This is a genomic window from Variovorax sp. YR750 (assembly GCF_900109805.1).
GTDB classification, from domain to species: domain Bacteria; phylum Pseudomonadota; class Gammaproteobacteria; order Burkholderiales; family Burkholderiaceae_C; genus Variovorax; species Variovorax gossypii.
Genome location: NZ_FOBJ01000004.1, coordinates 1 through 20415 on the forward strand (window position 1 = coordinate 1; position 20415 = coordinate 20415).

Consider the following 20415-nt stretch of genomic DNA (forward strand, 5'->3'; position numbering starts at 1 on the left):
GCCATCAGCAACCGCGACCTGATCGTGGTGCGCAACTGCGTGATGCTGCTGGCGGCCATGGTGGTCATCGTGAACTTCGTGGTCGACGTGCTCTATGCCGTCATCGACCCGCGCATCAAGGCCAGCGACATATGAGCGCCATCAACCCGACCTCCGGCGCGCTGCCCGCCGCCACCGGCGTGGCACTGAAAGCCCCCGGCTTCTGGCACCGCGCGCTGCGCCATCGCAGCTTCTGCATCGGCGGCGTGCTCGCCGCGCTGCTGGTGCTGGCCGCGCTGCTGTCCTATCTGTGGACGCCGTACTCGCCCTACGGCATGGACATGGCGAACAAGCTGCAGGCGCCCTCCGGCTCGCACTGGCTCGGCACCGATGCCTTCGGCCGCGACGTGGCCTCGCTGCTGCTGGTTGGTGCGCGCGCGTCCATCCTGGTCGGCGTGATCGCGGTCGGCATCGGCCTCGTGGTCGGCACCGCCCTGGGCCTGCTCGCTGCCGCCAAGCGCGGCTGGGTCGAGGAAGCGGTGATGCGGCTGTCCGACTTCACGCTGGCCTTTCCCGCAATCCTGTCAGCCATCATGATGACGGCCGTCTTCGGCGCGGGCATCGTGAATGCCATCGTGGCCATCGGCATCTACAACATCCCGACCTTCGCGCGCATCACGCGGGCGTCGGCCAATGCGATTTGGTCGCGCGAGTACGTCGCCGCCGCGCGCGCCTGCGGCAAGGGCAGCTTCTCGATCACCATGCAGCACGTGCTGCCGAACATCTCGGCCGTGCTGATCGTGCAGATCACCATCCGCTTCGCCATCGCCATCCTCGCTGAAGCCGCCCTCTCCTACCTGGGCCTGGGCACACAGCCGCCGCAACCTTCGTGGGGCCGCATGCTCAGTGAAGCGCAGACCCTCATGTTCCAGCAGCCGCTGCTGGCCGTCTTCCCCGGCATGGCCATCGCGCTCGCGGTGCTCGGCCTGAACATGCTCGGCGACGGCCTGCGCGACCTGCTCGATCCGCGCCTCGCACGCGCCCGCTAAGCGATATGCCACTCCTCGAAGTCAACAACCTCCAGATCGGCCTGCAGACCCAGCGCGGGCCGGCGCAGGCCGTGCGCGGCATCTCGTTCTCGCTGGAACGCGGCGAGACGCTGGGCATCGTCGGCGAATCCGGCTGCGGCAAGTCGATCACCGTGATGTCGCTGATGGGCCTGCTGCCCTCCAGCGCCAAGGTCGCGGGCAGCATCAAGCTCGACGGGCAGGAGCTGGTCGGCCTTCCCGAAAAGAAGATGTGCGAGATCCGCGGCAACCGCATCGGCATGATCTTCCAGGAGCCGATGACGGCCCTGAACCCGGTGCACACCATCGCGCGCCAGGTGGGCGAGCCGCTGCGGCTGCATCGCGGCCTGACCAAGGAACAGGCCCGCAAGGAGGCGCTGAACCTGCTCGAGCGGGTGGGCATTCCCGACGCGGCCTCGCGCCTCGATGCGTACCCGCACCAGTTCTCCGGCGGCCAGCGCCAGCGCATCGGCATCGCGATGGCGCTTGCCTGCGGTCCCGACCTGCTGATCGCCGACGAACCCACTACCGCGCTCGACGTAACCATCCAGAAGCAGGTGCTCGACCTGATCCAGGGCCTGGTCAAGGAAATGGGCATGGCGCTGATCCTGATCTCCCACGACCTCGGCGTGATCGCCAGCAGCGTGAAGCGCATGCTCGTGATGTACGGCGGCAGTGCGGTGGAAAGCGGACCGACCGACGCCGTCTTCGCCAGCCGCGCCCATCCCTACACCCGTGGCCTGTTCGCGGCACGCCCCGCACTCGGCGCGGTGCGCGCCGGCCGGCTGCCCACCATCAAGGGCAGCGTTCCGGAACTGGTCGACATGCCCCGCGGCTGTGCATTTGCCGGCCGCTGCGCGCACACCATCGACCTGTGCCAGAGCACGAAGCCGCGCGAGACGCTGCTGCCGAACAACCACACGGTGCGCTGCCTGCGGCTGGGCGAGATCGCCGCATCGAACGCCAGGGCCGCCGCCGCATGAGCCAGTCAGCCACCGCCCGCCAGCCCCTGCTGGCCGTGAACAACCTCTATCGCCACTACGCGCTGCCGCGCGAGAAGCTCTTCGGCCCGCCGCCGACCGTGAAGGCGCTCAACGGCGTGAGCTTCGAGGTGCAGGCCGGCCAGAGCATGGGCATCGTCGGCGAGTCCGGCTCGGGCAAGTCGACCATCGCGCGCCTTGTGATGGCGCTCGACACGCCCACCTCGGGCACTGTCTCGCTCGAAGGCCGCAACCTGCACGCGCTGTCGAAGGAAGAGCTGCGCGTGGCGCGGCGCGACTTCCAGATGGTGTTCCAGGACCCTTACGGCTCGCTCGACCCACGCCAGACCGTCGCGCGCATCGTCGCCGAGCCCTTGGAAGCACTGGCCGCAACGAGCCGTGCTGAGCAGCGCGAGCGCGCCAGCGAAACGCTGGCCGCAGTGGGCCTGCGCACCACCGATCTCGACAAGTACCCGCACGAGTTCTCCGGCGGCCAGCGCCAGCGCATCGCCATCGCGCGCGCGCTCATCACGCGCCCCAAGCTCATCGTGGCCGACGAGCCCGTGAGCGCGCTCGACGTGTCGGTGCAGGCCCAGGTGCTCAACCTCATGCAGGACCTGCAGCAGCAGTTCGGCATCAGCTACCTGCTCATCAGCCACGACCTCGCGGTGGTCAACCACCTGTGCGACGAGGTCTGCGTGGTCTTCAAGGGCCGCATCGTGGAGCGCGGCCGACCGGCCGACCTGTTCGAGCACGCGCAGCACGAGTACACGCGCACCCTGCTTTCCGCCGTCCTGCATACGCCCTCCCGTTAGCCGGGCCGGGCCTTCCTTCCCTTTCCACACTCACCTCCAGGAACTATCGAATGTTGAAGCGACGCACACTCATGACTTCCGCCATGGCCGCGGCAATCCCGGGTGTCTTCCTGCCCCAGGCCCGTGCGCAGGCCGGCAAGAACACGCTGACGATCGGCATGCCGCTCGAACCGCCGGGCCTGGACCCGACGAGCGGCGCCGCATCGGCCATCGCGGAAATCACGCAGTACAACATCTTCGAGACGCTCACCAAGGTGAACGCCGACGGCTCGGTCACGCCGATGCTGGCGGAGAGCTGGTCGTCCTCGCCCGACATGAAGACCTTCGTCTTCAAGCTGCGCAAGGGCGTGCGCTTCGAGAACGGACAGCCCTTCAACGCGAACACGGTGAAGTTCTCCTTCGACCGCGCGGGCGGCGCCAAGAGCACGAACAAGGACAAGCGCTTCTTCAGCGAGATCGGCACCGTCGTGCTCGACGAGCACACGGTGGGCGTCAACAGCACGCTGTCGAACCCCGACCTGCCCTTCATGCTCGGCCAGTCGACCGCCTGCATCGTGGAGCCCAAGAGCGCCGAGACCAACGCCACCGCGCCCGTGGGCACCGGCCCCTACAAGTTGAGCGCATGGCAGCGCGGCGCCTCGTGCACGCTGGTGAAGTCGCCGACCTACCGCGACCCCAGCCTCGCGAAGACCGAGAAGTTCGTCTTCCGCTTCATGTCGGACACGGCCGCGCAGACCGCCGCGCTGCTCTCGAACGACATCGACATCTTCCCGCGCGCGGGCACGCGCTCGGTGAGCCAGTTCAAGGGCAACGCGCGCTTCCAGGTGATCGAGGTGGGCACGCGCGGCAAGGTGATCCTGACCATCAACAACCGCAAGAAGCCGCTGGACGACGTGCGCGTGCGCCGCGCGATCCTGGCGGCCATCGACCGCAACGCGATCATCCAGGGCGCGGCCGACGGCTTCGGCAGGCCCATCGGCAGCCACTACGCGCTGGGCGCGCCGGGCTTCATCGACACCACCGCGATGAACCCCTTCGACGTGGAGAAGGCCAAGAAGCTGCTGGCCGAGGCCGGCGTGAAGACGCCGCTCGAACTGCGCCTGCAGCTGCCCCCGCCCTCCTACGCCCGGCAGGGTGGCGAGGTGATCGCCGCGCAGCTCGCGCAGATCGGCATCAACGTGAAGATCCAGAACGTGGAATGGGCCCAATGGCTCAGCGGCACCTTCGGCGGTGCGCACGACTTCGACCTGACCATGGTCGCGCACGTGGAGCCCTTCGACCTGGTGAAGTACACCGAGCCCGACTACTACTGGGGCTACGACTCGAAGAAGTTCCGCGACCTGTTCGTCACCATCCAGAACGAGGAGAACAAGAAGCGCCGCGCCGACCTGCTGGCCGATGCACAGCGCATGCTGGCGACCGACGCGGTCAACGGCTTCCTGTACCAGGCGGTGTTCCCGACCATCGCGCGCAAGGAAGTGAAAGGCCTGTGGCCGAGCATGCCGATCGTGGTGAACGACCTGGCCGCGATCTCGTGGGGTTGATGCGATGAGCACGTCGACATCGAAGCCCCTGTATTCCCTGGGCGTGCAGGAGCTGCACGCGGCCTATGCCTCCAAGGAACTCTCGCCGGTGGAAGTGGCGCGCTCGGTGAACGAGCGCATCGCGGCGTACGAGCCCGAGCTGCATGCCACCTGGCTCTTCCGCCCCGAACTGGCGCTGGAACAGGCCCGCGCCTCCGAGGCACGCTGGCTGGCCGGCAAGCCGCTCGGCACGCTCGACGGCGTGCCCGTGACCATCAAGGACAACCTCGCGACCGAGGGCGATGCGATGCCGCTGGGCACCGCCGCCTACGACCTCGTGCCGATGAGCTACGACTCGCCACCCGCCGCGCGCCTGAAGGAAGACGGCACGGTGCTGGTGGCCAAGACCACCATGCCCGACCTGGGCATGCTGTCGTCGGGGCTGTCGAGCTTTCATGAGCTCTCGCGCAATCCGTGGGACCTGTCGCGCACGCCCGGCGGTTCCAGCGCTGGCGCCGGTGCTGCTGCCGCCGCCGGCTACGGCCCGCTGCACGTGGGCACCGACATCGGCGGCTCGCTGCGCCTGCCGGCGAGCTGGTGCGGCATCTACACGCTCAAGCCCAGCTTCGGTCGCATTCCGCTGAGCTCGCCCTACATGGGCCGCTGCGCCGGCCCGATGACCCGCACCGTGGCCGATTCGGCGCTGATGATGGCTTCGGTCGCGCAGCCCGACGACCGCGACTATTCGGAACTGCCGCCGCCCGTCATCGACTGGAATGCCTTCGAGGTCGATCCGTCGTTCATCAAGGGCAAGCGCGTGGCGCTGCACATGGACGCGGGCTGCGGCCTGCCACTGGACCCGCAGATCGCCGAAGCCGTGCGCCGCGCGGCGAAGCGCATCGAGGCTGCCGGCGCGCACGTCGAGGAAATCCCGGCCTTCATGACCCCGAAGATGCTCAAGGGCATGGACCACTTCTGGCGCATGCGCTCGTGCATCGACATCCAGGCGATGGCGCCGGAGAAGCGCGCGAAGATCCTGCCGTACATCCGCGAATGGGCCGAGAGCGCGGCCGGCTTCTCGGGTGCGCACATCTTCGAGGCCTACAGCGAGTTCGTCGCCACGCGCGCCGCCGCCATCGCCGCGACCAAGGCCTACGACTTCGTGATCTCGCCGGTGTCGCCCAACATGCCCGCGCCGGCCGACCACGCCTCGCCGACCAACGATCCGATGCTGCCGCTGGAGCACATCGGCTTCACCGTGCCCTACAACATGTCGGAGCAGCCCGCTGCCTCGATCAACTGCGGCTACTCGGCCGAAGGCTTGCCCATCGGCCTGCAGATTGCCGGTCGCCGCTTCGACGACCTGGGCGTGCTGCAGTTCAGCCGCGCCTTCGAGCAGATCCGCGAAACGCAGAAACCCTGGCCGGAACCCAACGCGACCCGTTGACCGCCCCCTAGGAGACAAGACACCATGAACGCAGCAGCTCACTACATCGACGGACGCCACGTGCAGTCCGAAGGCAACGCCACCATCGACGTGATCGACCCGAGCGATGGCAGCAAGTTCGGCGAGATCGCACGCGGCACCGCCGCAGACATCGACACCGCCGTGCGCGCCGCACGCCAGGCCATGGGGGAGAACTTCGACGGCCCCTGGGGCGGCCTGACCGCGCTGCAGCGCGGCCGCCTGCTGGCCAAGCTCGGGGCAGCCGTCATGGAGCACCACGAGGAGCTGGCCCAGCTCGAGGCGCGCGACACCGGCAAGGCACTGCGCGTGGCGCGCAACGACGCCACCGCGCTGGCCCGCTATATGGAGTACTACGCCGGTGCCTGCGACAAGCTGCACGGCGACACCCTGCCCTACGAGCGCGGCTACACCGTGCTGACGGTGCGCGTGCCGCACGGCGTGACGGGCCACATCATTCCCTGGAACTACCCGATGCAGATCGCGGGCCGCAGCGTGGGCGCATCGCTCGCCGCAGGCAATGCCTGCGTGGTGAAGCCGGCGGAAGACGCGAGCCTCTCGCTGCTGCGCCTGGCCGAGATCGCGACCGAGGTGGGCTTTCCGGCCGGCGCGCTCAACGTGGTGACGGGCTACGGCAAGGAAGCCGGCGCAGCGCTGTGCGCGCACCCGGGCATCGACCACATCTCGTTCACCGGCTCGACCATGACCGGCCGCAGCGTGGGCCTGGCCGCGGCCGAACGCCACTGCCCGGTGACGCTCGAACTCGGCGGCAAGTCGCCGCAGATCGTGTTCGCCGATGCCGACCTCGACGCGGCCGAGCCGGTGCTGCTCAACGCCATCATCCAGAACGCCGGCCAGACCTGCTCGGCGGGCAGTCGCGTGCTGGTGGAACAGTCGGTCTATGAAGAAGTGGTGCAGCGCCTCGCCAAGCGCTTCACCGCCGTGCGTGCGGGCACGCCCGCCGAAGACCTGGACATGGGCCCGCTCATCAACGAAAAGCAGTTCCGCCAGGTGCGCGACATGGTCGCGACCGCCGAGGCCGCCGGCCTGAAGGTGGCGGCACGCGGCACGGTGTCGCCCAACGCTTCGTCCACCGGCTACTACCAGGAGGCCGTGCTGTTCCGCGACGTGCCGCACGAGAGCGACATCGCGCAGCGCGAGATCTTCGGCCCGGTGCTGGCTGTGACGCCCTTCGCTGATGAAGCCGAGGCGGTGCGCCTGGCCAACGGCACGGACTTCGGCCTGGTGGCCGGCGTGTGGACCCGCGACGGCGCGCGCCAGCTGCGCATGGCGCACAAGCTGCATTGCGGCCAGGTCTTCGTCAACAATTACGGTGCGGCGGGTGGTGTAGAACTGCCTTTCGGCGGCGTGAAATCCAGCGGCTTCGGCCGCGAGAAGGGCTTCGAGGCCCTGCTCGGATTCACGACCCTCAAGACCATCGCCATCAAGCACGGATGAAGACAACACATGACAACCACCACTGAACAGCAGCAAGCGCCGCGCAAGGTCGGCCTCGTCGGCGTAGGCCTCATGGGCCACGGCATCGCCAGCAACATCGTCAAGCACGGCCACCAGCTCACCGTGCTGGAGCACGCGGGCAACCAGCCCATCGACGGCCTGCTGAAGGCCGGCGCCACCTCGGTGAAAGACGTGGCCGCGTTGGCCGCGCAGGTCGATGTGCTGATCCTGTGCGTCACCGGTACCCCGCAGGTCGAGGCCGTGATGCTCGGCGACAGCGGCGCACTGACCACGCTGCGCCCCGGCACCGTGGTGATCGACTGCTCGACGGCCGTTCCCGCCTCCACAGCCAAGGTGGCCGAAGCCGTGAGCGCCAAGGGCGGCAAGTTCATCGACGCGCCCATGACCCGCACCGCGAAGGAAGCCGCCGAAGGCCGGCTGAACCTGCTGGTGGGCGGCGATGAGCAAGTGCTGGCCTCGTGCCTGCCGCTGCTGCGCTGCTTCGCCGAGAACATCACACACGTGGGCGGCATCGGTGCAGGCCATGCGATGAAGCTGCTGCACAACTTCGTCTCGCTGGGCACTGTGGCGCTGCTGTGCGAGGCGGCCGCCTGCGCGGAGCGCGCCGGCGTGAAGCCCGACGTGTTCGTCGACGTGCTCGCCAAGGGCGGCGGCAACGGCGTGGCGCTGGAACGCGTCAAGCCCAAGCTGCTGACCGGCAGCACCGATTCGCTGAAGTTCTCGATGGCGAATGCGAAGAAGGACCTGGGGTACTACAACGACATGGCGGAGCAGTCTTCTTCGAGCCATGGCATTGCGCAGGCCGTGGATGCGCTGCTGACTCATGGGGTCGAGAAGTTCGGTGGGGACCGGATGGTGCTCGATCTGGTTGAAGCGTTGCGCTGATCTCTTGCCCGCACTTGCTCTGTGCGGGCCGCTCGCTGTTCGGGGCGCGTGCGGCTATGAAGTTCGTGGTTCGACCGCTGCGGCGGATTGCGGATGGATATGCGCGGGCGCAACACTGAACATTTGCCGGACCTCGTCCATCCCAGCTCGAAGCACCCAATCTCGCACCATCACTCAAACCGTATCTCAGCCACGGTAGGCGCATTCGGCTCCCTGGTTTGGGCATTCGCAATGCCACCGTCCTTTTCGTTCCTGAACCAGTAGCGGCAGCCGGTTCGAGAAATCATCGTCACGCACATCGAGCCGTCGGAGTTGAGAACCCACTTGCCCGACGCCTTGCCGGGCCCGCTTTGATTGACAAAGTCGACGCGGCCATCCGAATAGAACTGCCAGCGCGACACCATGCCGGTCGAAAGATTGCTTGAAACGATGGGCTTGCCGATCAAGGTGGTCTCTACCTCGGCTTTGGTCAGAAACACCCGGCCATGGATGGGTGCGGACTCCTCGGAGATGGCCGGCACGGCGGCAATGCAAAGCAGCGTGCGGACGACGTATCGTGTGAACATGACATGCCCCTCTGACGTCGCGCAGTCGGCGTGCGTTCAGCCCTGCGCGTGCGTTCAAGCGCCTGGTTGGCCTGTCGGTAACGCCCGATGGCGTTACATGGCATTAACCAAAAAGCGCTACATCTCTGAGCGCTGGATCCGGCCGGTGCACGCGAACGAGGCCTGCTTCTTCCTGCGCTCCACAGCCATGCCGGGAGGTGGTGGCCCGAGATCGAGACGAGGAAGGCGGCGTTCTTTTTCGGCGACGACACGACTTGTGCTCCGATGGCCCTCCGGCAAGGTGGCCGAAGGGCGTTGTGGGGTGGCTTACGCAAACTCCGTAGCAACGCGCCGGCGACGGCGGAAGAGCACTATGAAGGCCACGGTGCAGTTGCTTGTATTGCGCTGTGTCGTGCGTACGGCGCTTGTAAACGGCCCGTTGATTTCCGCGCAGACGTAACCCACGTTTCCGCTGAATCTCGGCCCTTCCCACACCTCGAATCGCAGGCCTTCGCTCCAGTACATCGGCACGCGAATGGTTGAGGCCCCGACTTCAGGGCGAGTCACGCGTGCGGCTCGAGTCGGCCAGAGCTAACTAGTCACGCTCGCCGGCACAATTCGGTCAGAAGCGGTCGCGTGATTTCGCGGGCTGACTCACAGGCTGGGGACGGCACAATCTCACAAGTCATGTTTTCTTGGCCAAGCCTAACCAAAGTGCTGTCTGTTTGGAGCGTCGCAACCTTTTTCGCGTGCGTTGCTTACGTGCTCCATGCCAGGTCCCTGCCGCCTGGTGACCTGGCTATCGCGAGCACTCTCGAGTTTCAGGCAATGATGAGCTTCATCATCGTTGCGCTGCCGAGTGGTGTCTGTCTCTTGTTCTTCTTGGCTGTCGGTGCTCTGATGAAAGGCTGGGTCACCAAGTCCAGATGCGGGGACAGTGATGCGGCCGGCATCGACAAATAGAACTCTGAGGCCTCAGTCGGCCAAAATCCGCCGTTCACTACAGGGATTCGATTTGTGAGCGTGCCTTTCAAGGAAAAATCTGCGCAATCCTGTCCATGCTGCTCTTGCTTCACTCTTCTGGAGCGAGGCGCATACGAGATATGCCCGGTGTGCTTCTGGGAGGATGACGGGCAAGACGAACTGGACGTGTTTGTCGCTCGGGGCGGCCCAAACCGCAGTCTCAGTCTGGCTCAGGCCAGGGCTAACTACAGATCTGTGGGCGCCTGCGATGAGCGAAGCGTGCAGTATGTTCGGCAACCATACTCTTTCGAGCTACCGTGACGCCTTGCGGCCACAACCAGCCGGTCGCGCCGGCGGGCAAAATTCGGCCAGAATCAGCCAATCGCTGCGTCAGGCAAAGTTCGCCCGGAACAGACATCGACTCTCTTCCCCCAGCATCAAGGTCGCCCATGCGCTCAAGAGCAATATCGTCCGGTCTTGCATGTTCCTTATTGACTTTCGGCGCTTCGTCCATAGCATGCTCGCCCCCCAGTGACCCAACCCTTCGGGCCGAGTTCTTTGAGAGTATCAATGGGCGCTACAGATTCTGGGCAGTCGTTCTCGCAGAGGAGTCCGTCACGGTAAGCGCGCAGGGGGTGCGACCTGCGGCGACGATGGCAGGTCTGCGCGTTCGGATCCTGGAAAGCACATATGCAGGTCTTCCCGTGTCGAGAGAGTTCACCTTCTTGGAGGCCGCAACGGGACCGGCCTGTGAACCGAGCTATCGATCACTTTCGATCTTCAAATACCCTGTCGGAACAGAGCTGCAGCTCGGCTCTGAGGATCTGGTTGGCATCCGAGTCCTGGGTTTCTCGCGTGCGGCAACTCGGCAGTGCCCCGAGGCTCTTCCGGCCATGCCTACGCGGACTCGGTCCGAAGGCGAGATCGAGTGGGTTGCGATGCCGAGAACCGTACCTACCGGTTACAGCGGATGTCGGTATTCGTGGTTTCGCTTCATCGGTAGCGCAGCTCCCATGACCTCCGGCGCCACCAGCTACTTTCTGAGTGGACGTCTGCAATGGCTTCGAACGCCGGAGATGTTTTGTACCTACAAAGGCGGCGCACTCGTTGCGGAGGAGTCGTTCGGTGCACATATCTGTCCAGCGTCGGAAACCATTGCGTCGAGACTTTGGAGCTTCTCGTGATTGACCTCTGTGCGGCCGACAGGACATCGGCACGCCGCTGGATCCAGTCGGTCAAGCTGTTCACGGCAAACATCAGGCGCAAAGAAATGCATCGCTTCCTTCTACGAGGCCTTCTCACCTCTGCGGCGCTGGCCAGCATTGCCGCAGTGGCTCAGTCACGCTATGAAAATCCGGTCGATGGGAAGACCTATGAAACGCTTGGCCAATTCCGAACATATGTACCCGCAGTACCGAGGCCGCTCGGTGAGCATCGCACCACCACCGCGGGCGTCACGCTCCTCGTGGGAGAGCCGGAGCTTCAATCTCGCGTGAAGGTAGAGGAACTGGCAGGCTTCATCAAGGCAGTTGAAGCGCGCGCCTATCCCGAACTCGAGAAAAACAAGGCGCCGATGGCGGTGATCGTGCAATTCAACTGCCATCCTGGAAAGTGCGAGGTCAAGCTCATGAGCCAAGGAAACGCAGAAAAGTCCACCCTTCAGGCTTTGTACGATTCGCTCTCGAAGCTGGAGCCTCTCAAGGCAACAGGCGAGGTCATCTTTCAAATCGAATTCCGCATTCGCGCATAGAAGCCGGGGCTGATCGGCCAACCGAGCCTCAAAAAGCTCGCGCGCAGCCGACGCTCGAAGCTGAGCCAAGCAGCTGCAACGAGTTCAACCCACAGATTTGCGGCAGCCGGTCATTTGGAATCAACGACATCGAACTCGAACTGCACCGGCGTGGAGTCTTCGACGTAGGCGGTTATCAGGTAGTGGCCGGCAGGATCGCCACGGACCACGTCCCACGACTTCGAAATGGTGCCGTCGTAGACGTTCAGGGTCACGTCCAGCGAGATGGTCTTGCGATCCGCCGACATACCGTGGGGCTGGCCACCGGTGCCCCACGTCTTCGGGGTTTCCGGCAATGTCATGCGTTCGAGAACGCGGACCTTGCCGGACTTCTGGTTGAGTTTCAGGATCCAGCCGTAGTTCTGGTTGACCGTTCGAGGGACGGTGTTCGAAGCCTTGAAGTCCAGCACGTCGTTGTTGGGCGCGAGCTTGAAGAGGCCGAAGACCGCATCGAGCGGACACGCGCCATTCGTTTTTGGAGCGGCGGCGCAGGCTTTGAACACGGCGGCATTGGATTCGGCCATGGACCCATGCGACGTTGCGCCCACCGTTTGAGCGCCGATCTGTGTGCACGTGAGTGCGGCGAAAAGAACAAGAAGGTGGCGGAAATGGTTCATGGCAAATGAGGCTCTTCAAGCGGCGGTCAAACGATCAAGCCTTGGATGTCTTGTGGCGTGGCTGGGGCCAAGAGCGAGCATCGACCTTCGATGCGAGATACGCCCGCCGGGCTCTTCCGGCGAAACACAGCAGCAGTATCGCCAGCGAAGCCTGCTTGAATGTACGGTGCAATGGCTGGCTTCCGTCAATCAAGCGTACCGGGCGCAATCCTAAGCGTCCGCTTTCGAGAACGTCGTATGGTCGCCTCGAGCCCACACACCGGAAGTTAGTCGGGCTGAATCGAATTGCCAGCAAGCGGTCACCGAACCTTTGGCAAGAAGCCGCTTGCGGCTATGCTAGGTGTTACTCATCTGACTTCAATTCGGCAGGACGCATCAGGCTCAACCAACCTTGAATGGCCTCCCTTCTTGCGCGCAGCGCCCGTTCGCGAGAACCGGCGGCAATCATCGGCCGAATGGACCCCATGGCGAAGGACTCATCCTCCCAGGCCACCCATCGCTTGTTGAACTCCTTCCACGCGGCATGCAAGTCGCGGAATCGTGTGCGCTCCCCTTTCTGGGTCGCCACAGCCAAAGCTGCCCTGATTTCTGTCGCGAGAGCTCGTCGCTCAGCCTTGCAGCAAGACCAAGCCTCGACATTCATTTCGTACTGCGTCAGCGGCAAGTCTTTCCAGACTGTGGACCACATGACGGCATCTAGCGCGTTCACGAACGCGGCACATGAATCGACAGCGGACTTCGCATCGTCAAACGAAAGCTCAAACTTAGTCGCTGCCTCATGCGCCAAGATGTGTCGCCTCTCGAAAGCAAGTGCGAGCCCGCGCCACAAGTCATCTACCGAAGCTACCAGAGTGTCAGCGACGCTTACGTGCCCATTCCGCAGGCGATAAGGGTCGCGTGCTTCTGCAACTAAGATCTTGATATCTGCATCGAGAAGCGCGCGAAACGCGGCCTCAAGACTGGAGACCGCGTTGAAGGGAATGACGTGCGCTACTACCTCACCAATCGTCACTGACTTTCGGTGAAGCAACGGAACGACATCCACTGCGGATTTCAGCCGATCCTTTGCCAATGCGAGCCCGCGCTCGAGATACGGCGAGCCGGCATTGATGATGGATGCCACCGTCGTTTTGAAGTGGCTTTCAAGCACCGCTACAGCGGCGACAGGGAAGTGGCGGAACAGTTCCGGGTCACTCGCCGGACCAATGCCTCGTAGGCTGCGACCAAGCTGCTCCAAGCGCACGCTCGTTTCGAAGAGCTCTACTCCATCCACATGGCCCAACTGCATCCGTGCCCGCATGCTCTGCACCTGCGACTCGATTTCTGCCCCGAACCCTCTTGCCATACTCCGCCCCCCTGTGGTCTGAAGTCGCATTTTGTCTGACTGCAGTGGCGCGCCCTTGGCGCATGGCTCTGGGGAGGGCCGCGGGTAGGCCTCTCGATACCCGACATCGATGAGCTTCCGCTCGTGGCCGATTCACGCCGCTGAATGCGCCGGCGTTCATCGAGCAATACGCGCGGCCAATGCGTCGAACACCTCGGCAAGACCACGATCCTCTGAGCTGTAGGGGTAGTCGAAGTGTTCAACTTGCAGCCACTGCGTTTCCTGGCCGGGATGAACGTACTTCTCGAAGTCGTCGACCAGCAATACTTGGTGGGGATCTACGCCCGGGACAAATTGAAGGTCTTTGGTCTCGCCCTGCCAGGTGATGTACTCCATATCCGCAAACCAGGTGGGCGCGACCTTCTCATCCACCAATAGGCGCGCGATCTTTCGGAATCGCTCTTCCTTGACTGTGGTGAACATGACGATGCGGGGGAACAACTCAGCGCAACGAGTCAGGAACTCAGCCAGGCCTGGCCGCGGTATCTGGCTCATCGCGTTTGAGATCAAGGTGCCTTCGAGATCGAGGGCAAGGACATAGCTATTCATGTGGACTCTGAATCGACTGCGGGAAAGTTTGGTCTTGGCCGACTGAGATCATCGCGCGACAAGCTACATGTCATCCCAGTCCAAGTTTTCGCCATTCCATCTTGCAGCATTCAAACTCTTGGCAAGTTGACGCCAGAATTCGTCGAAGGAGCTCGCCTTGAGCTGCTTCTGATCCTCGTCTCTACCAAAACTGATTACCTGACCAGCCGTGCCGTCTCTGTCCGGGTCAAAGTCAAGGCCGATGTGGTTGCCACTCCAATCGTGGGTAAGCGGAATCCACTTCGGGTTGGTGTACTGAGGTTTGATGACGCCCGTTGGCAACGATGACATGAAGTCAGCGCAATCCGCGTTCATCGAGGCTTCGTCGATTGATCGCCACACGTCCCAGTTGGAGCGAATCTCACCAACAGAGAGCATCTGTTGACCAAAGATCAATTCAGTGCCGCTCGCTGCTTGGCCATCATGCTGCAGCAAGACCTCTCTGAGCGACTGTGGAAGCTCGACACCGATACGGCGCTCTAAATCCCGAATCGAATCCTGAGTTGCCCCTGCATTGAGTCCAATCTCGGTTCGGCAACCTAGATTCACCAGGGCCCTTTCGACTCTTTCCCAGCGATCTCTCATATTCAGCTCAAACCCTTCTCGTTGAAAGCTTGGCCCGAAGGACCACTTCTGGCCGATAACGCGAGTACAACACGAGTGACCAACTGACAGCAATCGCTGCAAAGCAGCTGCTCGCGTTGTCTTTCGACGATCAGCTGGAGCGCATCGCTGACACCGCCCCCACAAGCAGCCTTAACCGAACCGAATGCACTCCATCACGAGGACTTCAACCGCCGTACCCCAAAAGAGCCCGCTCTCCAGGGCGGGCCGCGAAACGCGGCCCGCAGACCGGCCACTAACCGCCAGTCTCAGGCGCCCCACGTCGCGCCCTCTCGCCCAGTTGAAACAGCTCACCAGCCTTGCGAGCAAGTTCAGCCGCAAGCCAGAGCAGGTTGTCCAATCGTCGAGGCCCATCCCCGCTGCACCAGTCGATGTCTTGCCCGTGGCAGACCCACAGTAGAGCTTCGAGCTGAGAGAGGGTGTTTTCAAGAAGATCCGCCGGGTCTTGGGCGTTTTCTTCGGAAGCTACCGGCGTAGTTGGCCGGGCTATAGTCTTGGTAGCCATTTTTGTGCGTTCCTTCCAAGGTAGTTGCACGAACTTGGTTAGACGGCTGGGGTGCTCGCTACATCCCGGCCGTCGCCTTTTGATACCTCGCATCTGCATCGCTGCTTTCGCACCGACAACCTGCCGCGAGGCAAGCAGCCTTCGAACATCTCGGAGATGGCTTGGTGTATTGCGCCTTTCTGTTCCCCTTGGTGGGGTATCGAGTGACAGGGGCATTCACTCTAGAGAAGAAGCCGGCAAAGCAGCCGCTGCCACAGCACGAAGTCACGGAGACTGCGAACTAATGCAGCTTCCGCAACACGCCGCGCGCAGGCCTCGCGAGCCCCGAGCCATATCAGCCCACAGCGGCTCCAAAACGCTCACGCCGATGGGGTACCTTGCGCAGCGAAATAAAGGGGGAGGCCGAAGGCCGGAGGACATTCGCGGAGCAAGGTACCCCGTCGGCGTGTGCGTCGCCCTGAATGAACCCGAACCCGAGCCCCTGCCTCAAGACATCCCACGTGCCAGCAAGTGATCCACCAGCCGCCGCTGCGGAAAACTCAACGCCTCCTGCCGCGTGCACAGGTACATCCGTCGTGAAGCCCACGCATCGGTGAGGTTGATGAAGCGCAGCTTCATCTCCTTGCGATAGGTCACCGCGGCGCCTTCGGGCAGGATGCCGACGCCCATGCCCGCTTCGATCATCCGGCACACGGCCTCGAAGCTCTTCACCCGCACGCGCAGGCGCAGCACCTTGCGCGCGCTCATCGCAGCGTCTTCCATGGTGCGCGAGATGGCCGAGTCGTCTTCCAGGCCGACGAAGTCGTAGTCGAGCAGTTCCTCGAACGACACCTCGCGGCCGCGCCACGGATGCTTCTGCCGCACGATGGCCACCAGCCGGTCGGTGCGGTACGGGATGAAGTGCAGCGCGGGATCGGCCGCCTCGCTGGTGATGACGCCGACGTCGGCCTGCCGGTCGCGAATCGCCTGCACGATGTAGACGCTGCGGTGCTCTTCCACGCTCACGCGGATCTCGGGATAGCGCTGGCGGAAGCTCGCCACGTCGTCGGGCAGGAACTGGCCCATGGCCGACGCGTTGGCATGCAGCCGCACGCGGCCGGTGGCGCCCTGCGCGTAGTCCGAGAGATCTGCGCGCATGCGATCGACGTCGCGCAATATCTGCCGCGCATGCACGGCCAGCGATTCGCCGGCGCCGGTGGGCGTCACGCCCCTCGAGGTGCGGTTGAGCAGCGCCACGCCCAAATGCTCTTCGAGGATGGCCAGCCGGCGGCTGGCGGCCGACAGCACCATGTGGCTCTCGGCCGCGGCCTTCGACAGGCTGCCGTGCTCAATGGCGCGCAGGAAAAGCGCCAGCGAATCGAGGTCGGGTCTCATGGTGTGCGGGGTCGGTCTGCGAGGCCGACATTGTCGGGCCAGCAAGGGCCATGGCCTCGGCCGAAATACTTTCGGCGGATCGCGCCCGCAAGAGACAGATCTTCCGCAAAGCGCCGCGCTTTGCCCAAACGAAGAAGCACTTTCCGCGGGCGAAGCGGAAGAATCGTTGCTGTTCCGGCGTCTACCCCGCCGGGGCGTTCCGCGAGCCGGCCCTCTACCGGGGCCATGCCCGCATTCCAACGAGTCCTACCCGGAGTCTTTTCCTGTCATGGCATCCCACGAACTGGCCAGCGTTGCGCTGGACGACAAATACACGGCCACCGAAGGCCGGATCTACCTCAGCGGCATCCAGGCGCTGGTGCGCCTCATGCTCGTGCAGAAGTGGCGCGACCAGAAGGCCGGGCTGAACACCGCGGGCTTCGTCTCGGGCTACCGCGGCTCGCCGCTCGGCGGCCTCGACGAAGCGCTGTGGAAGGCGCAGCCGCAGCTCGAAGCCAACGCCGTGAAGTTCCTGCCCGGCGTGAACGAAGAGCTGGCCGCCACCGCCGTCTGGGGCACGCAGCAGGTGCACCTGACGGGCGAGTCCGCCGTCGATGGCGTCTTCGCCATGTGGTACGGCAAGGCGCCGGGCGTGGACCGCTGCGGCGACGTGTTCAAGCACATGAGCCACGCGGGCACCTCGCCACACGGCGGCGTGCTGCTGGTGGCGGGCGACGACCATGGCGCGTCTTCGTCGACGCTGCCCAACCAGAGCGACCACCTGTTCGCCGCGTCGATGATCCCGATGCTCTATCCGCAGAGCGTGGAGGAGTACATCGAACTCGGCCTGCACGGCTTCGCGATGTCGCGCTTCGCGGGGCTGCCGGTGGGCTTCAAGGCGCTGGCGGACACGGTGGAATCTTCGGGCTCCATCCCGGCCGGCGCGCTCGACGTGCACACGCGGCTGCCTTCGGACTTCGTGTTCCCGCCCGGCGGCGTGCACGCGCGCCTCTCAACCGACACGCTCGGCGTGCAGGCCCGCAAGCAGGAAGCGCTGATGCAGGACTACAAGATCTACGCAGCCATCGCCTATGCGCGCGAGAACAAGCTGAACCGCGTGACCATCGATTCGCCGAAGGCACGCCTTGGCATCGTGGCCTCGGGCAAGTCGTACCGCGACGTGCTGGAGGCGCTGGAAGAACTGGGCATCGATGCCGACGAGGCCGCGCGCATCGGCATCCGGCTCTTCAAGGTGTCGATGCCCTGGCCGCTGGAACCCGATTCGATCCGCGAGTTCGCCGACGGGCTCGAGGAGATCCTGGTCGTGGAAGAAAAGCGCCAGATCGTCGAATACCAACTCAAGGAGCATCTCTACAACTGGCGCGAGGACGTGCGTCCGCGCGTGATCGGCAAGTTCGACGAGCAAGGTGAATGGGGAGCGCATCCGCGCGGAAAGTGGCTGCTGCCGGCCACGGCCGACTTCTCGGTGGCGCAGATCGCGCGCGTGATCGCGGGGCGCGTGGCGCGCTTTCACACCAGCGACCGCATCCGCATGCGGCTCGCCATCCTCGACGCGAAGGACGTGGTGCTGGGCAAGGCCGTCGCCACGCCCTCGCGCCCGGCCTGGTACTGCTCGGGCTGCCCGCACAACACCTCGACCAAGGTGCCCGAAGGCAGCCTCGCGCTCGCGGGCATCGGCTGCCACGTGATGGCCACCGCCATCTACCCCGAGCACAACCGCACGACCACGCACATGGGCGGCGAAGGCGCGCCGTGGCTCGGGCAGGCGTGGTTCTCCAAGCGCAGGCACGTATTCGCGAACCTGGGCGACGGCACCTACTACCACTCGGGCTCGCTCGCCATCCGCGCCGCCGTGGCAGCGGGCGTGAACATCACCTACAAGATCCTCTACAACGACGCGGTCGCCATGACCGGCGGGCAGCCGGTGGACGGCCCCATCACCGTACCCCGCATCGCGCACCAGATGGCCGCCGAGGGCGTGAAGCGCCTCGCGCTGGTGGCCGAAGACCCGTCGCGCTGGGCCGACCGCAGCGTGCTGCCGCCGGAGCGCGAGGGCTTCGTGCTCACCGTGCACCACCGCGACAGCATGGACGCCGTGCAGCGCGAGCTGCGCGAGTTCGAGGGCGTCTCGGTGCTGATCTACGACCAGGTGTGCGCCGCCGAGAAGCGCCGCCGCCGCAAGAAGGGCGAGTTCCCGCAGGCCGCGCGGCGCGTGTTCATCAACGACGCGGTGTGCGAAGGCTGCGGCGACTGCGGCGAGCAGTCGAACTGCACCGCACTGCTGCCGAAGCAGACCGACCTGGGCCTGAAGCGCGCCGTAGACCAGAGCGCCTGCAACGCCGACGAGTCGTGCATCAAGGGCTTCTGCCCCAGCTTCGTGACGGTGGAAGGCGTGAAGCCGCGCAAGCAGGCGCCGGTGGCCGCGAAGGCTGCGGCCGAAGAAGCACCGCTCCCTGAGCCGAAGCAGCTCGCGCTCGACGGCATGCACAACATCCTCATCACCGGCATCGGCGGCACGGGCGTCATCACCATCGGCGCGCTGATCGGCATGGCGGCGCACCTCGAGGGCAAGGGCGTGAGCGTGCTCGACATGACGGGCATGTCGCAGAAGAACGGCTCGGTGACTTCGCACGTGCGCATCGCGCGCGATGCTGCGCAGCTGAAAGCGCAGCGCATTCCCACCGGCGAGGCCGACCTGATCCTGGGCTGCGACATGCTCACGGCCGGCGCGCCCGACGCCATCGCGCGGATGCGGCCGGGCCGCACCTATGCGCTGGTCAACACCTTCGAGCAGCCCACGGGCCATTTCGCGCAGCAGCCCGACTGGCAGTTCCCGGCCGCGCAGGTGCGCGCGCTGATCGAGGAATCGGTGGAAGGCCGCGCCGACTTCGTCGATGCGACGCAACTGGCCACGCGGCTCATGGGCGACGCCATCGCGGCCAACCTGTTCCTGCTGGGCTTCGCCTTCCAGAAGGGTTATGTGCCGCTGTCGGCCGAGGCGCTGGACAAGGCCATCGAGATCAACGGCGTGGCGGTGAAGGCGAACCAGTCGGCATTCCGCTGGGGCCGCAAGGCGGCGCTCGACCTCGCGGCGGTGACGCGCGAAGCCTCGCCGCAGAAGGTGGTCGCTCTGCAGCGGCCGCAGAGCTTCGAGGCGCTGGTGAAGAGCCGCACCGAGTTCCTCGTCTCGTACCAGAACGCCGCTTACGCGCAGCGCTATGCGGAGCTGGTGGAACGCGTGCGCGCGGTCGAACAGCGCGAGCGCGGCAGCAACGTGCTGGCGAAGGCGGTCGCGTCGGGCCTCTTCAAGCTCATGGCCTACAAGGACGAGTACGAGGTCGCGCGGCTGTACACCGACAAGCGCTTCATGGAAAAGCTCGGCGAGCAGTTCGAGGGCAAGCCGGTGTTGCGCTTCCATCTCGCGCCGCCGGTGCTGGGTCGCCGCGACGCCGAGGGGCGTGCGGTGAAGACCAGCTTCGGGCCCTGGATGATGGGCGCGTTCCGCATGCTCGCCGCTTTGCGCGGCCTGCGCGGCACGGCTTTCGACGTGTTCGGGCGCACCGCCGAGCGGCGCATGGAGCGGCAGCTCGTCGCGGACTACCGCGCGATGGTCGAGGGCCTGCTCGCGCGCTTCGACTCCATCGACTTCGACACTGCGCTCTCGCTGGCACGGCTGCCCGAGCAGATCCGCGGCTTCGGGCACGTGAAGCAGGAAAGCGTGGTGTCGGCGCGGGTGCGTTGGGAGGCGCTGGCAAGCCAACTGGACGCGACCCCGGCGCAACGCGCGCCGAGGCAGCTGCAGCCGGTCGCGGCCTGAGCGAACCGGGCAGAGG

The 20415-nt window shown here is 64.9% G+C and carries 16 protein-coding genes and 1 pseudogene; 11 read left to right on the plus strand and 6 right to left on the minus strand.

What is annotated here, in order from left to right:
* From BMY35_RS37630 to BMY35_RS09235, 8 genes and pseudogenes are all read left to right on the plus strand, one after another.
* Positions 1 to 135 (plus strand): annotated as a pseudogene (locus BMY35_RS37630) (ABC transporter permease); the annotation flags it as partial.
* On the plus strand, positions 132 to 1028 hold the full coding sequence (locus tag BMY35_RS09205) for an ABC transporter permease (protein WP_093197286.1): 897 nt from the start codon (positions 132 to 134) through the stop codon (positions 1026 to 1028). The pseudogene BMY35_RS37630 and the gene BMY35_RS09205, both read left to right, overlap by 4 nt.
* Before the next feature lie 5 nt (positions 1029 to 1033).
* Positions 1034 to 2029, plus strand: coding sequence for an ABC transporter ATP-binding protein (locus BMY35_RS09210; RefSeq protein ID WP_093197289.1), 996 nt, complete (start codon positions 1034 to 1036; stop codon positions 2027 to 2029).
* The gene (locus tag BMY35_RS09215; protein WP_093197291.1) at positions 2026 to 2841 is read left to right on the plus strand and encodes an ATP-binding cassette domain-containing protein; all 816 of its coding nucleotides are present in this window, start codon (positions 2026 to 2028) and stop codon (positions 2839 to 2841) included. Before BMY35_RS09210 ends, BMY35_RS09215 begins: the two co-directional genes overlap by 4 nt.
* Positions 2842 to 2891: 50 nt before the next feature.
* Positions 2892 to 4385 (plus strand): ABC transporter substrate-binding protein, encoded by a 1494-nt coding sequence (locus BMY35_RS09220; protein WP_093197294.1) that lies wholly within the window; start codon positions 2892 to 2894, stop codon positions 4383 to 4385.
* 4 nt (positions 4386 to 4389) lie between these two features.
* On the plus strand, positions 4390 to 5811 hold the full coding sequence (locus tag BMY35_RS09225; RefSeq protein ID WP_093197296.1) for an amidase: 1422 nt from the start codon (positions 4390 to 4392) through the stop codon (positions 5809 to 5811).
* A 24-nt stretch (positions 5812 to 5835) separates the two neighbouring features.
* Positions 5836 to 7287, plus strand: a complete 1452-nt coding sequence (locus tag BMY35_RS09230) for an aldehyde dehydrogenase family protein (protein WP_093197299.1) — start codon at positions 5836 to 5838, stop codon at positions 7285 to 7287.
* A 9-nt stretch (positions 7288 to 7296) separates the two neighbouring features.
* Entirely contained in the window at positions 7297 to 8193 is an 897-nt protein-coding gene (locus BMY35_RS09235; protein WP_093197301.1) for an NAD(P)-dependent oxidoreductase, read from the plus strand.
* 170 nt (positions 8194 to 8363) lie between these two features.
* On the opposite strand, the gene BMY35_RS09240 is transcribed toward BMY35_RS09235, so the two are convergent.
* Positions 8364 to 8759: a hypothetical protein gene (locus BMY35_RS09240; RefSeq protein WP_093197304.1), complete on the minus strand. Its 396-nt coding sequence runs from the start codon at positions 8757 to 8759 to the stop codon at positions 8364 to 8366.
* Positions 8760 to 9761: 1002 nt separating this feature from the next.
* Here BMY35_RS09240 and BMY35_RS39090 point away from each other — a divergent pair.
* Both BMY35_RS39090 and BMY35_RS37635 read left to right on the plus strand, forming a co-directional pair.
* Complete coding sequence (locus BMY35_RS39090) at positions 9762 to 10022, plus strand: CPCC family cysteine-rich protein (protein ID WP_093198421.1); 261 nt, start codon at positions 9762 to 9764, stop codon at positions 10020 to 10022.
* Positions 10023 to 10881: 859 nt separating this feature from the next.
* A complete protein-coding gene (locus tag BMY35_RS37635) occupies positions 10882 to 11451 on the plus strand; it encodes a hypothetical protein (protein ID WP_143080665.1) in 570 nt (189 codons plus the stop codon).
* A 110-nt stretch (positions 11452 to 11561) separates the two neighbouring features.
* Here the strand turns inward: BMY35_RS37635 and BMY35_RS09260 are convergent, their stop codons facing one another.
* The 5 genes from BMY35_RS09260 to BMY35_RS09285 form a co-directional block, all read right to left on the minus strand.
* Complete coding sequence (locus BMY35_RS09260) at positions 11562 to 12107, minus strand: hypothetical protein (protein WP_143080666.1); 546 nt, start codon at positions 12105 to 12107, stop codon at positions 11562 to 11564.
* Positions 12108 to 12450: 343 nt separating this feature from the next.
* Positions 12451 to 13407 (minus strand): hypothetical protein, encoded by a 957-nt coding sequence (locus tag BMY35_RS09265; protein WP_143080667.1) that lies wholly within the window; start codon positions 13405 to 13407, stop codon positions 12451 to 12453.
* Between the two features lie 201 nt (positions 13408 to 13608).
* Entirely contained in the window at positions 13609 to 14040 is a 432-nt protein-coding gene (locus BMY35_RS09270; RefSeq protein ID WP_093197318.1) for an NIF family HAD-type phosphatase, read from the minus strand.
* A gap of 63 nt (positions 14041 to 14103) precedes the next feature.
* Complete coding sequence (locus BMY35_RS09275) at positions 14104 to 14664, minus strand: SMI1/KNR4 family protein (RefSeq protein ID WP_093197320.1); 561 nt, start codon at positions 14662 to 14664, stop codon at positions 14104 to 14106.
* Positions 14665 to 15694: 1030 nt separating this feature from the next.
* Positions 15695 to 16582, minus strand: coding sequence for a LysR family transcriptional regulator (locus BMY35_RS09285; RefSeq protein WP_093197325.1), 888 nt, complete (start codon positions 16580 to 16582; stop codon positions 15695 to 15697).
* 268 nt (positions 16583 to 16850) lie between these two features.
* Here BMY35_RS09285 and BMY35_RS09290 point away from each other — a divergent pair, with 268 nt between their 5' ends.
* Positions 16851 to 20399, plus strand: a complete 3549-nt coding sequence (locus tag BMY35_RS09290) for an indolepyruvate ferredoxin oxidoreductase family protein (RefSeq protein WP_093197328.1) — start codon at positions 16851 to 16853, stop codon at positions 20397 to 20399.
* The last annotated feature ends 16 nt before the right edge of the window (positions 20400 to 20415 follow it).

Bases quoted from the DNA above. Each gene is read 5' to 3' on its own strand.
- BMY35_RS09205 (WP_093197286.1), top strand. From the start codon at position 132: ATGAGCGCCATCAACCCGACCTCCGGCGCGCTGCCCGCCGCCACCGGC.
- BMY35_RS09210 (WP_093197289.1), top strand. From the start codon at position 1,034: ATGCCACTCCTCGAAGTCAACAACCTCCAGATCGGCCTGCAGACCCAG.
- BMY35_RS09215 (WP_093197291.1), top strand. From the start codon at position 2,026: ATGAGCCAGTCAGCCACCGCCCGCCAGCCCCTGCTGGCCGTGAACAAC.
- BMY35_RS09220 (WP_093197294.1), top strand. From the start codon at position 2,892: ATGTTGAAGCGACGCACACTCATGACTTCCGCCATGGCCGCGGCAATC.
- BMY35_RS09225 (WP_093197296.1), top strand. From the start codon at position 4,390: ATGAGCACGTCGACATCGAAGCCCCTGTATTCCCTGGGCGTGCAGGAG.
- BMY35_RS09230 (WP_093197299.1), top strand. From the start codon at position 5,836: ATGAACGCAGCAGCTCACTACATCGACGGACGCCACGTGCAGTCCGAA.
- BMY35_RS09235 (WP_093197301.1), top strand. From the start codon at position 7,297: ATGACAACCACCACTGAACAGCAGCAAGCGCCGCGCAAGGTCGGCCTC.
- BMY35_RS09240 (WP_093197304.1), bottom strand. From the start codon at position 8,759: ATGTTCACACGATACGTCGTCCGCACGCTGCTTTGCATTGCCGCCGTG.
- BMY35_RS09260 (WP_143080666.1), bottom strand. From the start codon at position 12,107: ATGAACCATTTCCGCCACCTTCTTGTTCTTTTCGCCGCACTCACGTGC.
- BMY35_RS09265 (WP_143080667.1), bottom strand. From the start codon at position 13,407: ATGCGGGCACGGATGCAGTTGGGCCATGTGGATGGAGTAGAGCTCTTC.
- BMY35_RS09270 (WP_093197318.1), bottom strand. From the start codon at position 14,040: ATGAATAGCTATGTCCTTGCCCTCGATCTCGAAGGCACCTTGATCTCA.
- BMY35_RS09275 (WP_093197320.1), bottom strand. From the start codon at position 14,664: ATGAGAGATCGCTGGGAAAGAGTCGAAAGGGCCCTGGTGAATCTAGGT.
- BMY35_RS09285 (WP_093197325.1), bottom strand. From the start codon at position 16,582: ATGAGACCCGACCTCGATTCGCTGGCGCTTTTCCTGCGCGCCATTGAG.
- BMY35_RS09290 (WP_093197328.1), top strand. From the start codon at position 16,851: ATGGCATCCCACGAACTGGCCAGCGTTGCGCTGGACGACAAATACACG.